Source organism: Priestia sp. FSL W8-0001 (assembly GCF_038050335.1).
GTDB classification, from domain to species: Bacteria; Bacillota; Bacilli; order Bacillales; family Bacillaceae_H; genus Priestia; species Priestia flexa.
In genome coordinates, this window is sequence record NZ_JBBPAL010000001.1 from 1,645,183 (window position 1) to 1,661,191 (window position 16,009).

The window sequence follows — 16,009 nt, forward strand, 5'->3', positions numbered from 1 at the left end:
CGAAAAGGCATATAAAAGCGAAGCAGCTAAAAGATGCTTCGCACAGAGTGATTAGTCTAGTTCTGTAATTGGGTGACGACGAAAAAACTCATTTATTTTATACTCATTGTTATTGTTTTCAACGTTAACGTTTTGAATACCCTTTGAAGCATTTGGTGTAAGCGGATGTCGATAGAATGCTTCTAGTTCTGCACGTGTAATCGTAATGCTTTGAGGAACAACGGTATGAACGTTAAAGTGGACAGAATCAGCATGGTCAATCAACCCAAGCAGTATGGTAGCGTTGTTGAATACGCGTTTTTTAGTAAAATCCGCCGACCAATTGTGTTCAAACTGCCTGCTCGTTTCGGTCGATGCTTGTGTATAATCAACTGAAATATAGGAAGGAGATTTTTGGGTTTGCAACGTTACGTTATGAACATTTTCATGTCCAGGAAGCTCATTAATAACAGAAATAGCATCACGTTGATCTTCATTATATGAATAGTGGTTAGCCTTTAATTTTTCAGCTTCAATCGAATCATTCTTTTGAGAAGCATTATTTATAGCTTGGCATCCAACTAATAGCGTGATAAAAACAAAAAAACAACATAAAAAAGCAGAGTAGCGCATGATAAGTCTCCATTCTTTGCTTGAAAATAACATTGTAATTATATACATCATAAGGATAATTTTACAATAGCTGATAAGAAAAATAATCTAAACCAGAACTTTGTTTACATTGGGAAGTAGAGCGCTTGGGATTATGACCACCTTTTCTAGCTAACAATACATCGAATACTGTAAAAGTTCCTGCTCCAGCAATAAATCCCAGAGCAGTCGAGAAAATACCGCTTTTATTGATAGACTCTCGCAAAAATTCACAGGAAGCAGCAGAAATTGTTACGTCGTTTGTTCTTTTTCATACAAATCAAGATAGATAAAGCCACTACGGTCAATTTGACCAAGCATAACATCAGAAATGCTGGCGATATTACGAATAGAGAGCTGTTGGTGCACCCAGTCGAGTGTAAAAGAGGACGCAGTTAATTCTTTTTCAACTAGCTTTCCATCTTTAATGAGAAGCCGAGGTAGTCCGCTGCGGCTTTTAACAATGCTCATTGCTTCCATGGTGACAGCTTGGTGGCTTGGTTTTAACTGCACGCTAAAGCCACCGTTTTGTTCAATAAGGACCGTTTCTACATCTTGAAAAGAAAAGATACTTTGAAGCCTAAGCTGACTAGCAAGCTCTTCGACATTTAAGCGTGCCTTTCTTAAATTTTGTTCAAGAATTCGCCCGTTTTCCATTAAGATAATGGGTTCACCATTGTTTAATAGCCGAAATTTATCAAATTTCATTGAAAGGTAAGAAAATAAAATTTCAAGGACGAGAATGATGACCAAAGCTGGTATATAGTTAGTAAAAGGTTGGTTATGGTCAACCGCGCCCGTAGCAGCAATGGATCCAATGGTGATTCCCACAACAAAGTCACTGAAGTTCATATTGGATAGCTCTCTTTTTCCCATAATTCTAGTTAAGATAAGCAGAGAAAAATAAGCTAATATTCCTCGTAACAGCAAATCAAAAATGTGCTCCATGACACCATCTCCCTATTCTCTCTTTTTTTAGAGAATGTCCAAAGTGGATAGAAAATATGTAGAAGACAAATAAAAAAAGAGTACAGTAGCGTACTCTTTTCAGTTTGTCGACAAAAGGGATTCGGAATGGTCTCATTCCGAACCCCTTTTTAGCTTTTTATGGGATTTGAAGCTATTTAATAAAAAGACAGACCTCTTCGAGTTCATCATTTAGGCCATTTTTGGACCTTGCCACGTCCAGTTGGCCATCTTCTTCAGGTTCATGGCAGCGAAAGTAAGCATCGCCTGCATCGACAATTTTTTAAGTCCCCTTAACGTTGTCCAACGCATGCCATGCTTTTCTTTTCCATCTGCGAATACACGCTCAATGGTTTCTTTACGTTTGGCATAAATCTCTTTCACCTCTGCGTGATAGCGAAGATGGTCTGCCTCTTCTACGTATTCCTGCCAAATATGACGCGTCACCACTTTCTGGTGGTCTTTACTCTCCGTACATCTGGCTAAAAATGGGCATGTCGCACAAATCTGTTTTGGCGATTTGTACTCCCGATATCCTTCTTTATTCGTTGTCGAGTAGGCCAAGATCTCACCTGCCGGGCAAAGATAACAGTCAAAGTATTCGTCATACACATAGTCATGTTTTCGGAAAAAACCTTTTTTCGTACGTGGTCGTGTGTATGGCAAGGCAGGGGTCATCCCCTGTTCCAATAAGTAACGGGTAATCGCAGGAGTTTTGTACGCGGCATCTGCGGCGACCGCTTCAGGCTTTCCGACTCTCTCGATGACCTTTCCGACCAATGGCTCTAAAATCTGACTATCATGTGTGTTGCCAGGTGTGACCATGGTGCCAAGCACAAAACCGTTACGATCCGCGGCTGCGTGAAAAGAATAGGCGAACTGCTTCGTCCGTTCATCCTTCACATAGTAACCACTCTCTGGATCGGTGGTGCTTTCTTTGATTTCTTTCTTCTCTTCCTTCTCAAACTTGTCCGGAGGAAATGGTTTTTTTCCGTGATCTTCCCGGTCCTGGTTAATCTCTTCTTGAAGGCGTTCCTGATACGCGCGTGTCTCTTTGCGAACGACTTTCTTTTCAAATTTGCGTTTGTTCGCACTCGCTTTAACATGGGTCGAATCCACGAAAACGTGCTCGGCACTGATTAGCTTTTTCTCGGCAGCTTCCTTTAAGATGCGATAGAAAATCTGTTCAAACAGATCGGTATCTTTAAAACGGCGTTCATAGTTTTTTCCGAACGTAGAGAAATGAGGCACTTTATCGTGGAAACCATACCCAAGGAACCAGCGATAGGCCATATTGGTTTCCACTTGTTCAATCGTTTGGCGCATGGACCGGATTCCAAACGTGTATTGAAGGAAGGTCAATTTAATTAAGATGACAGGATCAATACTGGGACGACCGATTTCTGAATACATGTCCTTCACCAAGTCATAGATGAACGAAAAATCAAGTGCTGCCTCTATTTTACGAACCAAGTGGCTGGCCGGTACCAATTGATTTAACGTAATCATTTCTAATTGATCTCGTTGAATGGGATTATGTTTCGAAAGCATGTCAATCACCTCAAGTTATGTAGTACTTCCATTGTAAAATAAAAAAGACTGTAGGCAAACTGGATTTCTTCCAGTTTGTCTACAGTCTGAAAAGAGTACAGTAGCGTACTCTTTTTTTGATTTAAGAAGAAGTGTTGTTCCATTTTGTGTAACGAGTGGAAGGAGAAGTGAAGTTCATCATTGATGAAATTAACGATTGCGGGCTGCTTGAAATATTGATAAGCTGAATGGCTGATTCTTGTGAAAAGCCCTCTGTTACAGCATGTTCAACCATACTCATTAACGCATTATAATATCCATTAACATTGAGTAATCCAACTGGTTTTTTATGAATTCCAATCTGTGCCCAACAAAGTGCTTCAAACAATTCTTCAAACGTACCGAACCCTCCTGGAAGAGCGATGTAGCCGTCAGATAAATCGTGCATGGTGGCTTTTCTCTCATGCATGCTGCTTACTTCAATTAATTCCGTGAGGGCGGTATGAACAATTTCACCGCTAAATAGCCCTTTTGGCATAATGCCAACTACGTGACCACCATGCTTTAACATTTCATTGGCTACTTCACCCATCAGGCCCATTTTTGAGCCCCCGTAAATTAATTTATAATCGTGTTGAGCCATATACGCTCCAAGTTCTACGGCAACGTTTCTATAGTGAGGATGAACACCAGAATTAGATCCAGCAAATACACAAATGGCTTTCATATACAGGTCCTCCTTTTCACAGCGTATAGTCATAACATTTCGTTTATTTATAATAAAACCCTTTTTTATGATAAAAAATAATCGATTAATAGAAATGAGAACAGGTGTTTTTGTTTTAATACTAAAAAAAGTAAAACCTCTTTTGGAGTTACCTTGATTATTAGTATAATTTTCTTTATAATCAAAGCGTATATTAAGTGTTTAATAGAAGGTGTCATACAGCGTAGTACGCTAGTTAAAACAAAAAAGCTGAGAATTAAGCACGCTCACATAAAGATTAACTAATAGAAAGTAGGTCGCAGTATGGCGAAAAAGGAACAGCAAAGTCGTATTGAAAAAGATTTTCTTGGCGAAAAAGAACTTCCAAAAGACGTATATTACGGTGTCCAAACAATGCGCGCAGTTGAAAACTTTCCAATCACTGGATACAAAGTGAACAAAGAGATGATTCGTGCTCTTGCGATGATCAAAAAAGCAGCTGCTATGGCGAATATGGATACAAAACGATTATACGATGGTATTGGAAGCGCTATCGTACAGGCGGCTGACGAAGTGATTGCAGGTCAATGGCATGAATATTTCATTGTAGATCCGATTCAAGGTGGAGCGGGTACGTCAATGAATATGAATATGAACGAAATTATCGCAAACCGAGCGCTAGAACTAATGGGGTATGAAAAAGGTGATTATGTAAAGCTTAGTCCGAACAGTCATGTAAACATGTCACAATCTACGAATGACGTGTTCCCGACGGCTATTCATTTATCAACATTGCGCCTATTAGATGATTTATTAGCAACAATGGACAAGATGGTTGAAGTATTTAAAAAGAAAGCGAAGCAGTTTGATCCAATTATTAAAATGGGAAGAACACATCTTCAAGATGCAGTACCCATTCGTTTAGGACAAGAATTTGCTGCATATAGCCGTGTTTTAGAGCGAGATATTAAACGTATAAGCCAGTCTCGCCAACACTTATATGAAGTGAATATGGGAGCAACAGCGGTAGGAACAGGTTTAAATGCTGATCCGAAATATATCGAGAACGTTGTGAAATATCTAGCAGAAATTAGTGGACTACCATTATATGGCGCTGAGCACCTTGTGGATGCAACGCAAAATACAGACGCTTATACCGAAGTATCTGCTGCTTTAAAAGTGTGTATGATGAATATGTCTAAAATTGCAAACGACTTACGCTTAATGGCTTCAGGTCCACGGGCAGGCTTAGCAGAAATTAGCCTTCCTGCTCGTCAGCCGGGATCTTCTATTATGCCTGGAAAAGTAAATCCAGTAATGCCAGAGCTGATTAACCAAGTAGCATTCCAAGTTATTGGAAATGATAATACCATTTGCTTAGCTTCAGAAGCAGGACAGCTTGAGTTAAACGTAATGGAGCCTGTGCTTGTCTTTAACCTACTGCAGTCTATTAGCATTATGAACAACGGTTTTGACGCGTTTACAAAATATTGCTTAGAAGGTATTGAAGCAAACGAAGAACGGTTGAAAGAATATGTAGAGAAAAGCGTAGGCGTCATTACTGCAGTTAACCCACATTTAGGTTATGAAGTTGTTTCTCGTATTGCCAGAGAAGCCATTATGACAGGGAAATCTGTACGGGAACTTTGCTTACAATATGACGTATTGACAGAAGAAGAGCTAGATTTAATCTTAAATCCTTATGAAATGACAAATCCAGGTATTGCAGGTAACTCACTTTTTGATCGTCAATAATCGTTAGACAAGTAGACAGACTGATAATTAACACTAAAATGATAAAAATGGAGGAGTCAACATGAGCAATATTATCCGTACTTTAATGATTCAAACACCAAGCGTACCAGGAAATCTAGGACGAGTAGCTACGGCAATTGGTCGCGTAGGTGGCGATATTGGCGAGGTTGAAACAGTTAAGGTAGGCCATAACTATACGCGAAGAAGTATTACTGTACAGGTTGAGAGCGAAGAGCAGCTAGAAGAATTATTAGATGCAGTTCGTAGCTTGGACGGAATTACGCTACACACAGTTTCAGATGAAGTTTTACACGCTCACGAAGGCGGGAAAATTCAAATGAAAAGTAAAATGAAAATTGAAACGTTAGCGGATTTACGACGCGTGTATACACCAGGTGTAGCTAACGTATGTATGGCGATTAAAGAACAGCCGGAAAAAGCAAAAATTTATACAAGCATTAGCAACACTGTAGCTGTTGTAACAGATGGAACAGCAATCTTAGGTTTAGGTAATATTGGACCAGTAGCTGGTATGCCTGTTATGGAAGGTAAAGCAGCTCTTTTTGATCAGCTTACTAATATTAATGCTATTCCTATCTTATTAGATGTAAATAGTCCCGAAGAAATTATTCAAACAGTTAAAAATATTTCACCAGGATTTGGTGGTATCTTGCTTGAAGATATTGGTTCTCCACACTGTTTTGAAGTGGAAGAGCGCTTAAAGAAAGAACTAGACATTCCTGTTATGCATGACGATCAGCATGGAACGGCCGTAGTTACGTTAGCTGCAGCTATCTCAGCTTGTCGCAGTGCAGGTGTTAACTTAAAACAAGCTCGCGTTGGTCAAATTGGCCTTGGGGCAGCTGGTATTGCCATATGCCGCATGCTAATGGCATATGGTGTCGAAAGCGTAGTTGGCGCTGATAAATCTGAAGAAGCAAAAGATCGTCTTCGCTCTTATGGAGGCGAAACAGTTGATAGCTTAGAAGAGCTAATGGAGCAAAGTGATATTGTTATTGCAACAACTGGTGTACCAGGACTTATTAAAAAAGAATGGGTACAAAAGGGACAAATTATTTTGGCTCTATCAAATCCAAAACCTGAAATCGAACAAGAAGATGCGTTAGAAGCTGGTGCAATTTATGCAACAGATGGACGCTCTGTAAACAATGTATTAGGATTCCCAGGTATTTTCCGTGGCGTACTAAACGCTGGTGTTCGTGATATTACTCACAAAATGCTAGTTGCAGCTGCAGAAGCGATTGCAAATTCAACAAAGCCAGGGGATCTAGTGCCTCATCCGCTAAATGTTAATGTACATGAAGCTGTTGCTGAAGCAGTAGAGCGTGTAGCAGTACAAAGTGACGTAAAAAAGAACGTTTATCGCTAATGAATAAAAAGAGGCTGGGACACAAGTAATTCAGTCAATGATAAACCTGAACGATTGAGAGTTCCTCACTTTTAATCGTTCAGGTTTTTTGTTGATTGGGAAAAACTAGTTTGGAAACAGGGTGGAATGGAGCGTAGGGCACTCGACTCCTGCGGGAAAGAGAGGGAAAACGGAGATTCCGCAGCATAGCGAGGAAGCTCAGGTTCCTCCCCGCGGAAAGCGAGTGGCCGTAGCGCAATAAAACGAACATGTTGTGACAATGTAAGGAGGTGAGAAAAGGGAGTGTTCGTCTTGTTGAAAATTTGTTTTGGTATGTCCTACTCTCTTTTTGTATACAAATTAGAAAAAATATGAAAAAATACATATTATTGAAACTTTTTGGGCAGCTCAAGCGTTTAAGAAGAAAGAATACATGAATTGAGAGGATATACATATGGAAATTACACATTTACAGGGGAAGCTACCTTCCGAAGCAAAAACCGCAATGAGAATTCAAGCATTATTGCCACATATATTGTGGTTAGCAGGAACGATTGGTTATTATGTTCTTGTCTATTTTTTTAATTGGTGGATCTGGATTTTTTGGGTTTCTGGAGCTCTGCTAATCGTTAGCTTTATTGTTTATGTTGTCATCGCTCCGAGCATTTACATGAAAGTGTATTCGTATCAACTAACAGAGACGCATATCGAAGTACAAAAAGGTTTGTTTATCTGGAATCATACAAAAGTGCCGATTGTGAAGGTTCAACATGTGGAAACATCAACGGGGCCAATTTTGCGTAAATACGGTCTGGCTTCAATTAATGTTGTAACAGCTGCAGGATTTCTTGAATTTCCGGCACTACAATCAGAAGACGCAAATAATTTACGCGAAACAATCGCAAAGATGGCAGAGGTGAAGGACGAATATGAATAAAAAGCTGCACCCACTTGCCGTTATTGTTCAAGCTGCAAAGTACATAAAAGACAATATTTTACCATTTGCATTTTTAATCATTCTTCAGCGAGATAAAGTACTGACATACTGGTGGGTTGGTTTAATTATTATAGGTATCAGCTTGTTTTTTGCATTTGTTAAATGGCAAACATTTCGCTACGAAGTTACAGAAAAAGAAATTCGAATTAAAAAAGGAGTCTTTAAAAAAGAAAATAGTTTTATCCAACGAACGCGTATTCAATCGATTCAAATTGATCAGCCTTTTCTGTTTCGCCTAGTTAAACTGGCACGGCTTCGTATTGAAACAGCAGGTGGAACAGGAATGGGTGCAGAAGTCGATTTACCAGGTGTTTTAATGAAAGACGCCCATGAGTTAAAAACAATGCTGCAAGCAGGGGAGTCTTTTTCAGTAGAAGAGAGTCCTGAAAGAAAACAAATCATTAAAACATTAAAGGTGCCCACCAGTCGCTTAGTGATTGCTGCTGCGCTATCGGCGAACTTTGGCTATATCTTTGCTGGACTGGGTGTACTATACGAATACGTGGATGACTTAATCAACCCGTGGATTCAAGATGCTTATGAACAGATTGTTACGCAGTCTATATTAGCTATTATCATATTAGTATTTTTTATTTTATGCATAGCATATATACTTTCTATTATCTTGTACGTAATCCGCTTTGGTAATTTTATGGTGGAGCGCTATGAAAAGCACCTTCAAGTTCAATACGGGCTATTAAACAAAAGCTCGCTTACGATTCCTTTTGAAAAAATTAAGGCGGTTACAGTTGAAGAAGGTTTGCTTCAGCGTTTATTTGGTTGGGGAGCCATTTCGTTAAAAGTCGTAACTTCTGATTTAGAGCAAAAAGTGTATTTACACCCATTTTTAAAACAAAAGGAAATAACGGAGGTTTTTTCAGAGTATCTTCCTACTTATCGTTACCTTGAGTTTAAGCCAAACGTAGTGCGCAATTATGTATGGTATAAGCTATCATATGTCTTCATTACAGCTTGCATTGCAGCAGTAGCAATCAGCTTTTGGAAAGTTCAGCTTGTGTGGGGAGTGGTTGTCATTTTGTTAGCTACTTCGTTGTTAACATGGTTTGGATATCACCAAGGAGGCGTAGCGATGACCCATGAATTTTTAAGTATTCGATCGCAGTTTATTACTCGAAAAACAACGGTTATGCAGCGCAGAAAGATTCAGGATGTAAAGGTGAAAGCAAGCAGCAGGTTTTGGGAAAAAGGATGTCGTCATCTTATTGTATCAACAATGGGTCTTGGTTCTTCCTACGGAGTTGGCTATTTACCGGAGCGCATATGGAAGCCGATCTTTGATAAAGCTACACATTGGGATGTAAAGAAAGAGTGAGTTATGATTAACATAACCTGTCCACTGTGTGGAAAAAAGAATGGATGTCAGCATGTTTTAAAAGAAGAAGAGTTTACTTGCTGGTGCGCAGAAGAAGAGTTTCCAGATGCGTTAAAAGCAAAATCTAGTCATTCTTGCATTTGCAAATCTTGTCTGCAAGTGTATAAAGAGAGTCAGCGTGAAGAGTAATGATTACGCTGACTCTTTTTACTTAATTAATCAATGCTTGTAGGGGAGCAGGAATTCGTCCACCGCGATTTACTAATCGCTCAGAGCTATAAGGGTTAACACCCATGACTGGAGCTCGTCCTAGAAGACCACCGAATTCTACCATTTCACCTTCACTTTTACCGGGAACAGGGATAACGCGTACTGCGGTTGTTTTTTTGTTAATCATTCCAATTGCCGCTTCATCAGCAATCATTCCTGAAAGCGTAGCAGGACTAACATCTCCTGTTAAAGCAATCATATCTAAACCAACAGAACATACGCAGGTCATCGCTTCAAGTTTTGATAGATTTAGAGAACCGTCGGTAATACCTTTAATCATCCCGTTATCTTCACTGACCGGAATAAAAGCCCCACTTAGACCACCAACGTAAGAGCTAGCCATTGCGCCTCCTTTTTTCACAGCATCGTTCATAAGTGCTAACGCAGCAATTGTACCATGAGTACCCACACGTTCTAACCCAATTTCTTCTAAAATTTCAGCAACGCTGTCGTTAATAGCATTAGTAGGAGCCAGTGATAAATCCATGATGCCAAAGGGAACGTTTAGTCGTTCAGCCACTACGCGTCCAATTAACTCACCAGCGCGCGTAATTTTAAATACCGTCTTTTTAATTACTTCAGATACCTCACCTAAATCAGCATTAGGATGACGTTTTAGTGCATTTAAAACAACACCAGGGCCACTAACACCTACGTTTAAGACCACTTCACCTTCACCTGAGCCGTGAAAAGCCCCGGCCATAAATGGATTATCTTCAACAGGGTTACAGAACACAACCAGCTTGGCGCAAGCAATGCCATCACGATCTTTTGTACGGTTAGCCGCTTCTTTAATAATAACGCCGAGCTGTTTTACAGCATCCATATTAATACCGGTACGAGTGGTGGCTACTGAGATTGAAGAACAAACGCGTTCTGTTACGCTAAGAGCTTCAGGTAACGCGTCTAGCAACGTTTGATCACTCTTTGAAATTCCTTTATGAATAAGAGCTGAGAAGCCTCCGATAAAATCGACACCAACCTGTTGTGCAGCACGGTCTAATGTTTTAGCGAGCGTGATTGTTTGTTCAACCGTTGCATGACCTAAAATCTCTGCGATAGGAGTAATTGAAATACGCTTATTTACAATTGGAATTCCATATTCTTTTTCAACCTGTTCAGCAGTTTCTTTTAATTCACCTGCATATGAAACAATTTTGTTGTAGACATTTTGATTCATTGTTTCAAAGTTAGAATCAGCACAGTCTCTTAAACTGATACCCATTGTTACTGTACGGATATCGAGGTTCTCCATTTGAACCATTCGGATGGTTTCCATCATTTCTGTTAAAGCAATACTCATATTTATTCCTCCTTTTATACGCGATGCATAGCTTGAAACGTTTCTTCAAGCTGCACGTGAATTTTTAAACCAAGCTCTTCGCTAACGTTATTTAAAGAATGTTGTAGCGAGTTTAGTTCAATAGCTGATACATCGACAATCATCATCATCGTAAAGAAATCTTGTAATATTGTCTGACTAATATCGAGGATGTTAACACCTTGATTTGATAAGACAGTTGTGACGCTTGAAATAATCCCTACTTGATCTTGTCCAATTACGCTAACCACAGCGCGCTTTTGTTGCATAATAATCACCTCAAAAATAATATAGAAAATAAAAAAAGAGATTGGAAGAATCCAATCTCGAATAGGTCATCGAATAACATACGTATGTATCGTTACTCTTCTGTCCTTTTGCCTGAGATTGTGAATCCTTCGGCGCCGCCTAAGCGGTCTCTCCAGAAGCTGCTCCTGTTGTAGTGTTATCCACAACAATCATTGCTTGGGGAATATTCAATTTAACATTGGCTCAAAAACCAATAGAAAAATCATATCAACAAAAGAAAAGATAGTCAATGTTTTTTGAACATTTCTATTGTTTCATCATGTTTACTTAGAATGGGAGAGTGTTTTGTGCTATATCACACTTAAAAATAGAGCAATGGAAGCAAAAGGTGAGAGGAGAGGTAGGAGCTAAGGCTTTTCATCAATAGTTCAGCAAAGGGAAAAGGGTACAATTGTTATAAATAGAAAAAAAGGAAAGAGCCTATCAGTCGCTTTCCTGTGATAATTTTTATTACTCGTCTTTTCCAGAAGGGCGAGTTGTTTGGGAGGCAAGCGTGTCCCAAAAGCTTGTATCTGCATTTTCTATTGAGCCATCTGAAATAGCTCTTACAGTTGAGTCTAAAGTAGTGATTGTTTGTTTAATGTGCCATTAGTTAAAAAAGGCATGAGCTTAAAATACTGTATTTTGAGAATATTTAAAGTAGAATGTAAACAAATTATTGTAACTGTACAAATAAGTGAAAGTTAAGACGAGGAGAAAGAGGGAGAGGGCGGATATCGCAGTGGATGGCTAGTTACTGATTATCATGAGATGTGTAATAAAAAATTAGGTATTATAAGAATACTATGCTATACTAAGTTTACCATTTTCTTTACCAGTTACTATCTGTGTTTTGATGTTCCCTATTCATTCGTGAGTAGGGTTTTTATTATGTCCAAATTTCAATGTAAATTAAAAACAGACTCTACAAGTAGAGTCTGTACATAGATGTCCGTATTAATTACGCTTTTTGAACGTTAGTAGCTTGAGGTCCACGTTGACCTTGCTCTACTTCAAAAGTTACAGCTTGACCTTCATCTAAAGATTTGAAACCTTCGCTTTGGATTGCTGAGAAATGTACGAATACATCGTCTCCGTTTTCGCGCTCGATGAATCCAAAACCTTTTTCTGCGTTAAACCATTTTACTTTACCTTGTTCCATTGTTGTTGCCTCCTCGTGTGCTTTGCACACATTGTGTTACTATTCTTGCTCAAATCTTCAGACGAAAGTTGTTAACTTGTCAATCCTTACCGAACAAAAATAATTCTTCTTAAGAATAACAGAAACAGTTCAGTATTGCAAGTAAAGTAAAAAATAGATGCGTCCGTTTATTATTTTTGGCTCATTCTTCCCAGCGCTTACTGCTGATTTTCTCAATAATCCCGTGCAAATCCCCAGGCTTATGAAACTCAATCGGAGACGCGCCTTTTTCAAACAAAATCGATTCTGCTTCAATTAACGCCACGTAGCGTCCGTTCACTTTCGCTAAGTGAATATTTTCCCCGAAATCCGCTAACAGTCCTTTAATCTCCGTTTCGCCAAGCTTCATTTTAAGCTCGGCATCAGGCGTATGCTCGACGATATGAGCAGCAGCTTCCATAACTTGATGGGTATCCAAACGTTCTTGAAGCTCACGCTTTTCACTTGTTGCCCACAGTTCCATGTCCGACTCAAACTGTTCAAGTTCTACGCTTTCTGCTTCAAACGTTTCGCTGACGTGTTCACGCACCATATCCATCACTTGTGTTTTCATAATCTCAGGCATCGGCTCGTTGTAGTCAATAAATTTCAAGAAGTCTTCAAAGTAACGAGCGTGAGACGCTTGGTGGATGACAAGTTCGCTTTCTTCGACCATGCCTTCTTCAGGCATGTATGGGTATTGAATAGACTTCATGTTCTTGGTTGTAATGGCCATTTCGACATGGCGAATGAGCGTTGATTCATCGGTGATTGAGGCAACTTTGGGCTCAAAATCACATTTTAAAATAAATACAAACGCCTGATCGAAATATTTGCGCGGTACAGCGGATATAACTAAAAAAGCACCGCCTCGTACAGCTGCGGTATCTAAATATGCGTGAATAAACTGTTCGCTATTTTCCTCAAATTCCTCCTTTGCCGTTGCAAAGCGCGTGCGATGAAATAAATTATAGTTAGGATTAGAATCTAATGCGTGCCCAGGTTCCGTGACAAAGTAACCAAGCTTTGTAGGAACTTGTTCAGCTTTTGGATGGCGTTCAACCTTACGTTTAACAATTTTTTTAAACTCACCGTCTAAGAAGTCTTTAATTGAGCTTTCTTCGTATTCTTCTGTATTCAGCGTTTGAAAATGCTTGTAGCGTTTGTCTGCTTGCTCGTCTTTACCATCTACTTGGATGACGTAAAATGATAAGAAATTAATTTTAAAGTCCATAGATTCACCTTGTTTCATTAAGAGTTCATCATTTCAGTATAGTAGAAAAAAGAAAAAAGCGTCAATGATAAATAAAGTATCGAAAGGGTTGAAAAATCTAAACTTTCTAAAATTTACAAAAAATAGTATAATAGATAACGAGAGTCTAGTAAAACAAAGGAGGGAATTGTATGACTGTAGAATTACATACGAATGAAGCACCTACTCGGCTGAGGAGTCGACTTTCAAAAGTAGGTCCGGGATTGATTACGGCTGCAACGGGTGTAGGAGCAGGGGATTTAGTAGCCGCATTAGTAGCGGGGGCGACGCTTGGGATGACGTTCGCATGGGCTATTGTAGTAGGGGCCATTTTAAAGTACTACTTAAATGAAGGCGTAGGAAGATGGCAATTGTCAACTGGACAAACTATTTTAGAAGGCTGGAATTCAATGGGGAAATGGGCTACCAGCTATTTTGGAGTGTATTCAGTCCTTTGGGGGTTTGTATTTGGAGCTGCTGTTTCATCATCATGTGCCTTAGCCATGCATGCGTTATTTCCTCAGCTCCCGCTTTGGGCTTGGGCTATTATTCATGCACTTATTGGTTTTTTATTAGTTTGGAATGGGAGATATGCATTGGTTGAAAAGCTAATGACTGTTTTTGTTGGCATCATGTTTGTTACGGTTGTAGGCACTGCCATATTACTATCTCCAAATTTAACAGCACTTGCTGGAGGCATGGTACCAAAAGTACCTGAAGGATCGCTGATGAACGCTCTAGCTTTAATTGGAGGAGTAGGTGGTTCTATTACAATGGCTTCTTACGGATACTGGATTCGTGAAAAAGGCTGGAACCATCGTTCGTGGATTTCAATTATGCGCCTTGATTCAGCTGTTGCTTATATTGTAACCGCTATCTTTACGCTGTCTCTTCTCGTAGTAGGAGCGGAGTTTTTATTTGGGACAGGCATAACGTTGAGTGGTGAACAAGGTCTTATTCAGTTATCGAGTATGCTAGGCGAGCGCTTTAATGAACCGATGCGCTGGCTGTTTTTAATCGGTTTTTGGGCAGCTTCCTTTACGTCATTGTTAGGGGTATGGAACGGTGTACCATATCTATTTGCTGATTTTGTTCGCATTATGAAAAAAGAGGCGAAAAATCCAGGGGTCGTCGTGGAGAAAACCAAACCATACCGTGCGTATTTAATCTGGTTAACATTTCCTTCCATGCTTTTATTGTTTATTGGAAAGCCTGTTGGCCTTATTATGGCATACGGGGCGTTAGGAGCGTTATTTATGCCATTTTTAGCTCTGTCGCTACTTTGGCTTTTAAATTCAAAGCGAGTAGAAAAACAGTATCGTAATCCGTTATGGAATAACATCATGCTAGCTGTCTGTATTTTATTGTTTATTGTCTTAATGGTAAACGAACTACTTAATATTTTTTAAGCATATATAAAATAGAACAGTATAAATGAAGAGTTTCTTCATTTATACTGTTCTAACATAGCGAAAAAGGATTTAACAAACTCATAAAAAATTTGATCAGAAGGTGCTAAATTTCGGTTTCTTGGAATAATCATTCCGACTGTTCGTTTTACTTCAGGTGTGTGAATAGGAATCTTTGTTGTAAACCTGGGCGTTGTTTCAGAAACGGTGCTTTCAGGTAAAAGTGTAATTCCCATACCTGCAGAGACTAGCCCTTTAATTGCGTCTAAATCTTCACCTTCAGATGAGATATTTGGCATAAACCCAGCTTGCTTACAAGCATCTACGGCAATCTTACGAAGCACAAATCCATTTGGGAATAAAACGAAATCTTCGTTACGTAAATCGCGGAGGCGTAAATTTTCCTGTGTTGCTAAAGGATGACTTGAAGGAACAAGTGCCAGTATCTTTTCTGTAAATAAAATGTGCCCTTCAATATCTTCATCGTCTACTGGTACAGGGCCTAAAAACGCAATATTAATATCCCGCTTCTTAACGGATTCAATTAGAAATTTATAAGACCCTTGTCTTAAATGAAAAGCGACGTTTGGGTGATTCTCTTTAAACGCAGATATAATCGTAGGCAATAGATGACTTGATAGACTGGTAGGAAATCCAATTTTAATCGTTCCTCGCTCAGGATCTAAATATTCATCCACTTGTTCCTTTGCGTAATCAATTGCTTTCATGGCCGTTTCTGTATGTTCTAGAAACAGCTTTCCAATCGACGTTAACTTTACATTTCTTCCTTCTCTTTGAAATAACTCCACGCCCAGTTCATCTTCTAAGTTGGCAATTTGTCGACTGATAGCAGACTGCGCAACATGTAAATGTTCAGCTGCTTCAGATACGTGCTCACGTCTGGCAACTTCCATAAAATAGCGTAATTGTCTAAGTTCCATCGGCTTACTCCTTTTCTATATATCAAAATGAGATTGGTTTCATCTAAATTATATATTGTTTA

General features: G+C 39.3%; 15 protein-coding genes, 1 pseudogene and 1 riboswitch. Of the genes and pseudogenes, 6 read left to right on the forward strand and 10 right to left on the reverse strand.

Going from position 1 to position 16,009, the window contains the following annotated elements; genetic code table 11:
* Nucleotides 1–51: 51 nt before the first annotated feature.
* From MKZ18_RS08680 to MKZ18_RS08695, 4 genes are all read right to left on the reverse strand, one after another.
* On the reverse strand, nucleotides 52–612 hold the full coding sequence (locus MKZ18_RS08680) for a DUF4825 domain-containing protein (protein ID WP_025908902.1): 561 nt from the start codon (nucleotides 610–612) through the stop codon (nucleotides 52–54).
* Nucleotides 613–882: 270 nt separating this feature from the next.
* Nucleotides 883–1,578, reverse strand: a complete 696-nt coding sequence (locus tag MKZ18_RS08685; RefSeq protein ID WP_144594131.1) for a YetF domain-containing protein — start codon at nucleotides 1,576–1,578, stop codon at nucleotides 883–885.
* A gap of 210 nt (nucleotides 1,579–1,788) precedes the next feature.
* The gene (locus tag MKZ18_RS08690) at nucleotides 1,789–3,147 is read right to left on the reverse strand and encodes an IS1182 family transposase (protein WP_144594447.1); all 1,359 of its coding nucleotides are present in this window, start codon (nucleotides 3,145–3,147) and stop codon (nucleotides 1,789–1,791) included.
* Between the two features lie 121 nt (nucleotides 3,148–3,268).
* Nucleotides 3,269–3,853, reverse strand: coding sequence for an LOG family protein (locus MKZ18_RS08695; protein ID WP_025908899.1), 585 nt, complete (start codon nucleotides 3,851–3,853; stop codon nucleotides 3,269–3,271).
* 303 nt (nucleotides 3,854–4,156) lie between these two features.
* Here MKZ18_RS08695 and aspA point away from each other — a divergent pair, with 303 nt between their 5' ends.
* The 5 genes from aspA to MKZ18_RS08720 all read left to right on the forward strand — a co-directional run bounded on the left by aspA (nucleotide 4,157) and on the right by MKZ18_RS08720 (nucleotide 9,475).
* Entirely contained in the window at nucleotides 4,157–5,587 is a 1,431-nt protein-coding gene (gene aspA / locus MKZ18_RS08700) for an aspartate ammonia-lyase (protein ID WP_061786483.1), read from the forward strand.
* 61 nt (nucleotides 5,588–5,648) lie between these two features.
* The gene (locus tag MKZ18_RS08705; protein WP_025908897.1) at nucleotides 5,649–6,977 is read left to right on the forward strand and encodes an NAD-dependent malic enzyme; all 1,329 of its coding nucleotides are present in this window, start codon (nucleotides 5,649–5,651) and stop codon (nucleotides 6,975–6,977) included.
* 433 nt (nucleotides 6,978–7,410) lie between these two features.
* On the forward strand, nucleotides 7,411–7,893 hold the full coding sequence (locus MKZ18_RS08710) for a PH domain-containing protein (RefSeq protein WP_076513115.1): 483 nt from the start codon (nucleotides 7,411–7,413) through the stop codon (nucleotides 7,891–7,893).
* Nucleotides 7,886–9,286: a PH domain-containing protein gene (locus tag MKZ18_RS08715; protein ID WP_025908895.1), complete on the forward strand. Its 1,401-nt coding sequence runs from the start codon at nucleotides 7,886–7,888 to the stop codon at nucleotides 9,284–9,286. Before MKZ18_RS08710 ends, MKZ18_RS08715 begins: the two co-directional genes overlap by 8 nt.
* Nucleotides 9,287–9,289: 3 nt before the next feature.
* Complete coding sequence (locus tag MKZ18_RS08720) at nucleotides 9,290–9,475, forward strand: cysteine-rich CWC family protein (RefSeq protein ID WP_061786199.1); 186 nt, start codon at nucleotides 9,290–9,292, stop codon at nucleotides 9,473–9,475.
* Between the two features lie 22 nt (nucleotides 9,476–9,497).
* Here the strand turns inward: MKZ18_RS08720 and MKZ18_RS08725 are convergent, their stop codons facing one another.
* The 5 genes and pseudogenes from MKZ18_RS08725 to MKZ18_RS08745 form a co-directional block, all read right to left on the reverse strand.
* Nucleotides 9,498–10,859 carry a PFL family protein gene (locus MKZ18_RS08725; protein ID WP_025908893.1) on the reverse strand — a complete coding sequence of 454 codons (1,362 nt, stop codon included), beginning with the start codon at nucleotides 10,857–10,859 and terminating at the stop codon, nucleotides 9,498–9,500.
* A 14-nt stretch (nucleotides 10,860–10,873) separates the two neighbouring features.
* Nucleotides 10,874–11,146, reverse strand: a complete 273-nt coding sequence (locus MKZ18_RS08730) for an ACT domain-containing protein (protein ID WP_025908892.1) — start codon at nucleotides 11,144–11,146, stop codon at nucleotides 10,874–10,876.
* Between the two features lie 90 nt (nucleotides 11,147–11,236).
* A riboswitch (glycine riboswitch) is annotated at nucleotides 11,237–11,312 on the reverse strand.
* A gap of 324 nt (nucleotides 11,313–11,636) precedes the next feature.
* A pseudogene (locus MKZ18_RS08735) lies at nucleotides 11,637–11,768 on the reverse strand (carboxypeptidase); the annotation flags it as partial.
* Between the two features lie 358 nt (nucleotides 11,769–12,126).
* Nucleotides 12,127–12,327 carry a cold-shock protein gene (locus MKZ18_RS08740; protein ID WP_025908891.1) on the reverse strand — a complete coding sequence of 67 codons (201 nt, stop codon included), beginning with the start codon at nucleotides 12,325–12,327 and terminating at the stop codon, nucleotides 12,127–12,129.
* Between the two features lie 181 nt (nucleotides 12,328–12,508).
* On the reverse strand, nucleotides 12,509–13,579 hold the full coding sequence (locus MKZ18_RS08745) for a DUF3900 domain-containing protein (RefSeq protein ID WP_025908890.1): 1,071 nt from the start codon (nucleotides 13,577–13,579) through the stop codon (nucleotides 12,509–12,511).
* Between the two features lie 170 nt (nucleotides 13,580–13,749).
* On the opposite strand from MKZ18_RS08745, the gene MKZ18_RS08750 reads away from it, so the two are divergent.
* On the forward strand, nucleotides 13,750–15,006 hold the full coding sequence (locus MKZ18_RS08750; protein WP_061786198.1) for an Nramp family divalent metal transporter: 1,257 nt from the start codon (nucleotides 13,750–13,752) through the stop codon (nucleotides 15,004–15,006).
* Nucleotides 15,007–15,044: 38 nt separating this feature from the next.
* Here MKZ18_RS08750 and MKZ18_RS08755 read toward each other — a convergent pair whose 3' ends face one another.
* On the reverse strand, nucleotides 15,045–15,947 hold the full coding sequence (locus tag MKZ18_RS08755; protein ID WP_025908888.1) for a LysR family transcriptional regulator: 903 nt from the start codon (nucleotides 15,945–15,947) through the stop codon (nucleotides 15,045–15,047).
* Between the last annotated feature and the right edge of the window lie 62 nt (nucleotides 15,948–16,009).

Excerpts from the sequence above, each read along its gene's own strand:
- MKZ18_RS08680 (WP_025908902.1), bottom strand. The coding sequence starts at position 612 with ATGCGCTACTCTGCTTTTTTATGTTGTTTTTTTGTTTTTATCACGCTA.
- MKZ18_RS08685 (WP_144594131.1), bottom strand. The coding sequence starts at position 1,578 with ATGGAGCACATTTTTGATTTGCTGTTACGAGGAATATTAGCTTATTTT.
- MKZ18_RS08690 (WP_144594447.1), bottom strand. The coding sequence starts at position 3,147 with ATGCTTTCGAAACATAATCCCATTCAACGAGATCAATTAGAAATGATT.
- MKZ18_RS08695 (WP_025908899.1), bottom strand. The coding sequence starts at position 3,853 with ATGAAAGCCATTTGTGTATTTGCTGGATCTAATTCTGGTGTTCATCCT.
- aspA (WP_061786483.1), top strand. The coding sequence starts at position 4,157 with ATGGCGAAAAAGGAACAGCAAAGTCGTATTGAAAAAGATTTTCTTGGC.
- MKZ18_RS08705 (WP_025908897.1), top strand. The coding sequence starts at position 5,649 with ATGAGCAATATTATCCGTACTTTAATGATTCAAACACCAAGCGTACCA.
- MKZ18_RS08710 (WP_076513115.1), top strand. The coding sequence starts at position 7,411 with ATGGAAATTACACATTTACAGGGGAAGCTACCTTCCGAAGCAAAAACC.
- MKZ18_RS08715 (WP_025908895.1), top strand. The coding sequence starts at position 7,886 with ATGAATAAAAAGCTGCACCCACTTGCCGTTATTGTTCAAGCTGCAAAG.
- MKZ18_RS08720 (WP_061786199.1), top strand. The coding sequence starts at position 9,290 with ATGATTAACATAACCTGTCCACTGTGTGGAAAAAAGAATGGATGTCAG.
- MKZ18_RS08725 (WP_025908893.1), bottom strand. The coding sequence starts at position 10,859 with ATGAGTATTGCTTTAACAGAAATGATGGAAACCATCCGAATGGTTCAA.
- MKZ18_RS08730 (WP_025908892.1), bottom strand. The coding sequence starts at position 11,146 with ATGCAACAAAAGCGCGCTGTGGTTAGCGTAATTGGACAAGATCAAGTA.
- MKZ18_RS08740 (WP_025908891.1), bottom strand. The coding sequence starts at position 12,327 with ATGGAACAAGGTAAAGTAAAATGGTTTAACGCAGAAAAAGGTTTTGGA.
- MKZ18_RS08745 (WP_025908890.1), bottom strand. The coding sequence starts at position 13,579 with ATGGACTTTAAAATTAATTTCTTATCATTTTACGTCATCCAAGTAGAT.
- MKZ18_RS08750 (WP_061786198.1), top strand. The coding sequence starts at position 13,750 with ATGACTGTAGAATTACATACGAATGAAGCACCTACTCGGCTGAGGAGT.
- MKZ18_RS08755 (WP_025908888.1), bottom strand. The coding sequence starts at position 15,947 with ATGGAACTTAGACAATTACGCTATTTTATGGAAGTTGCCAGACGTGAG.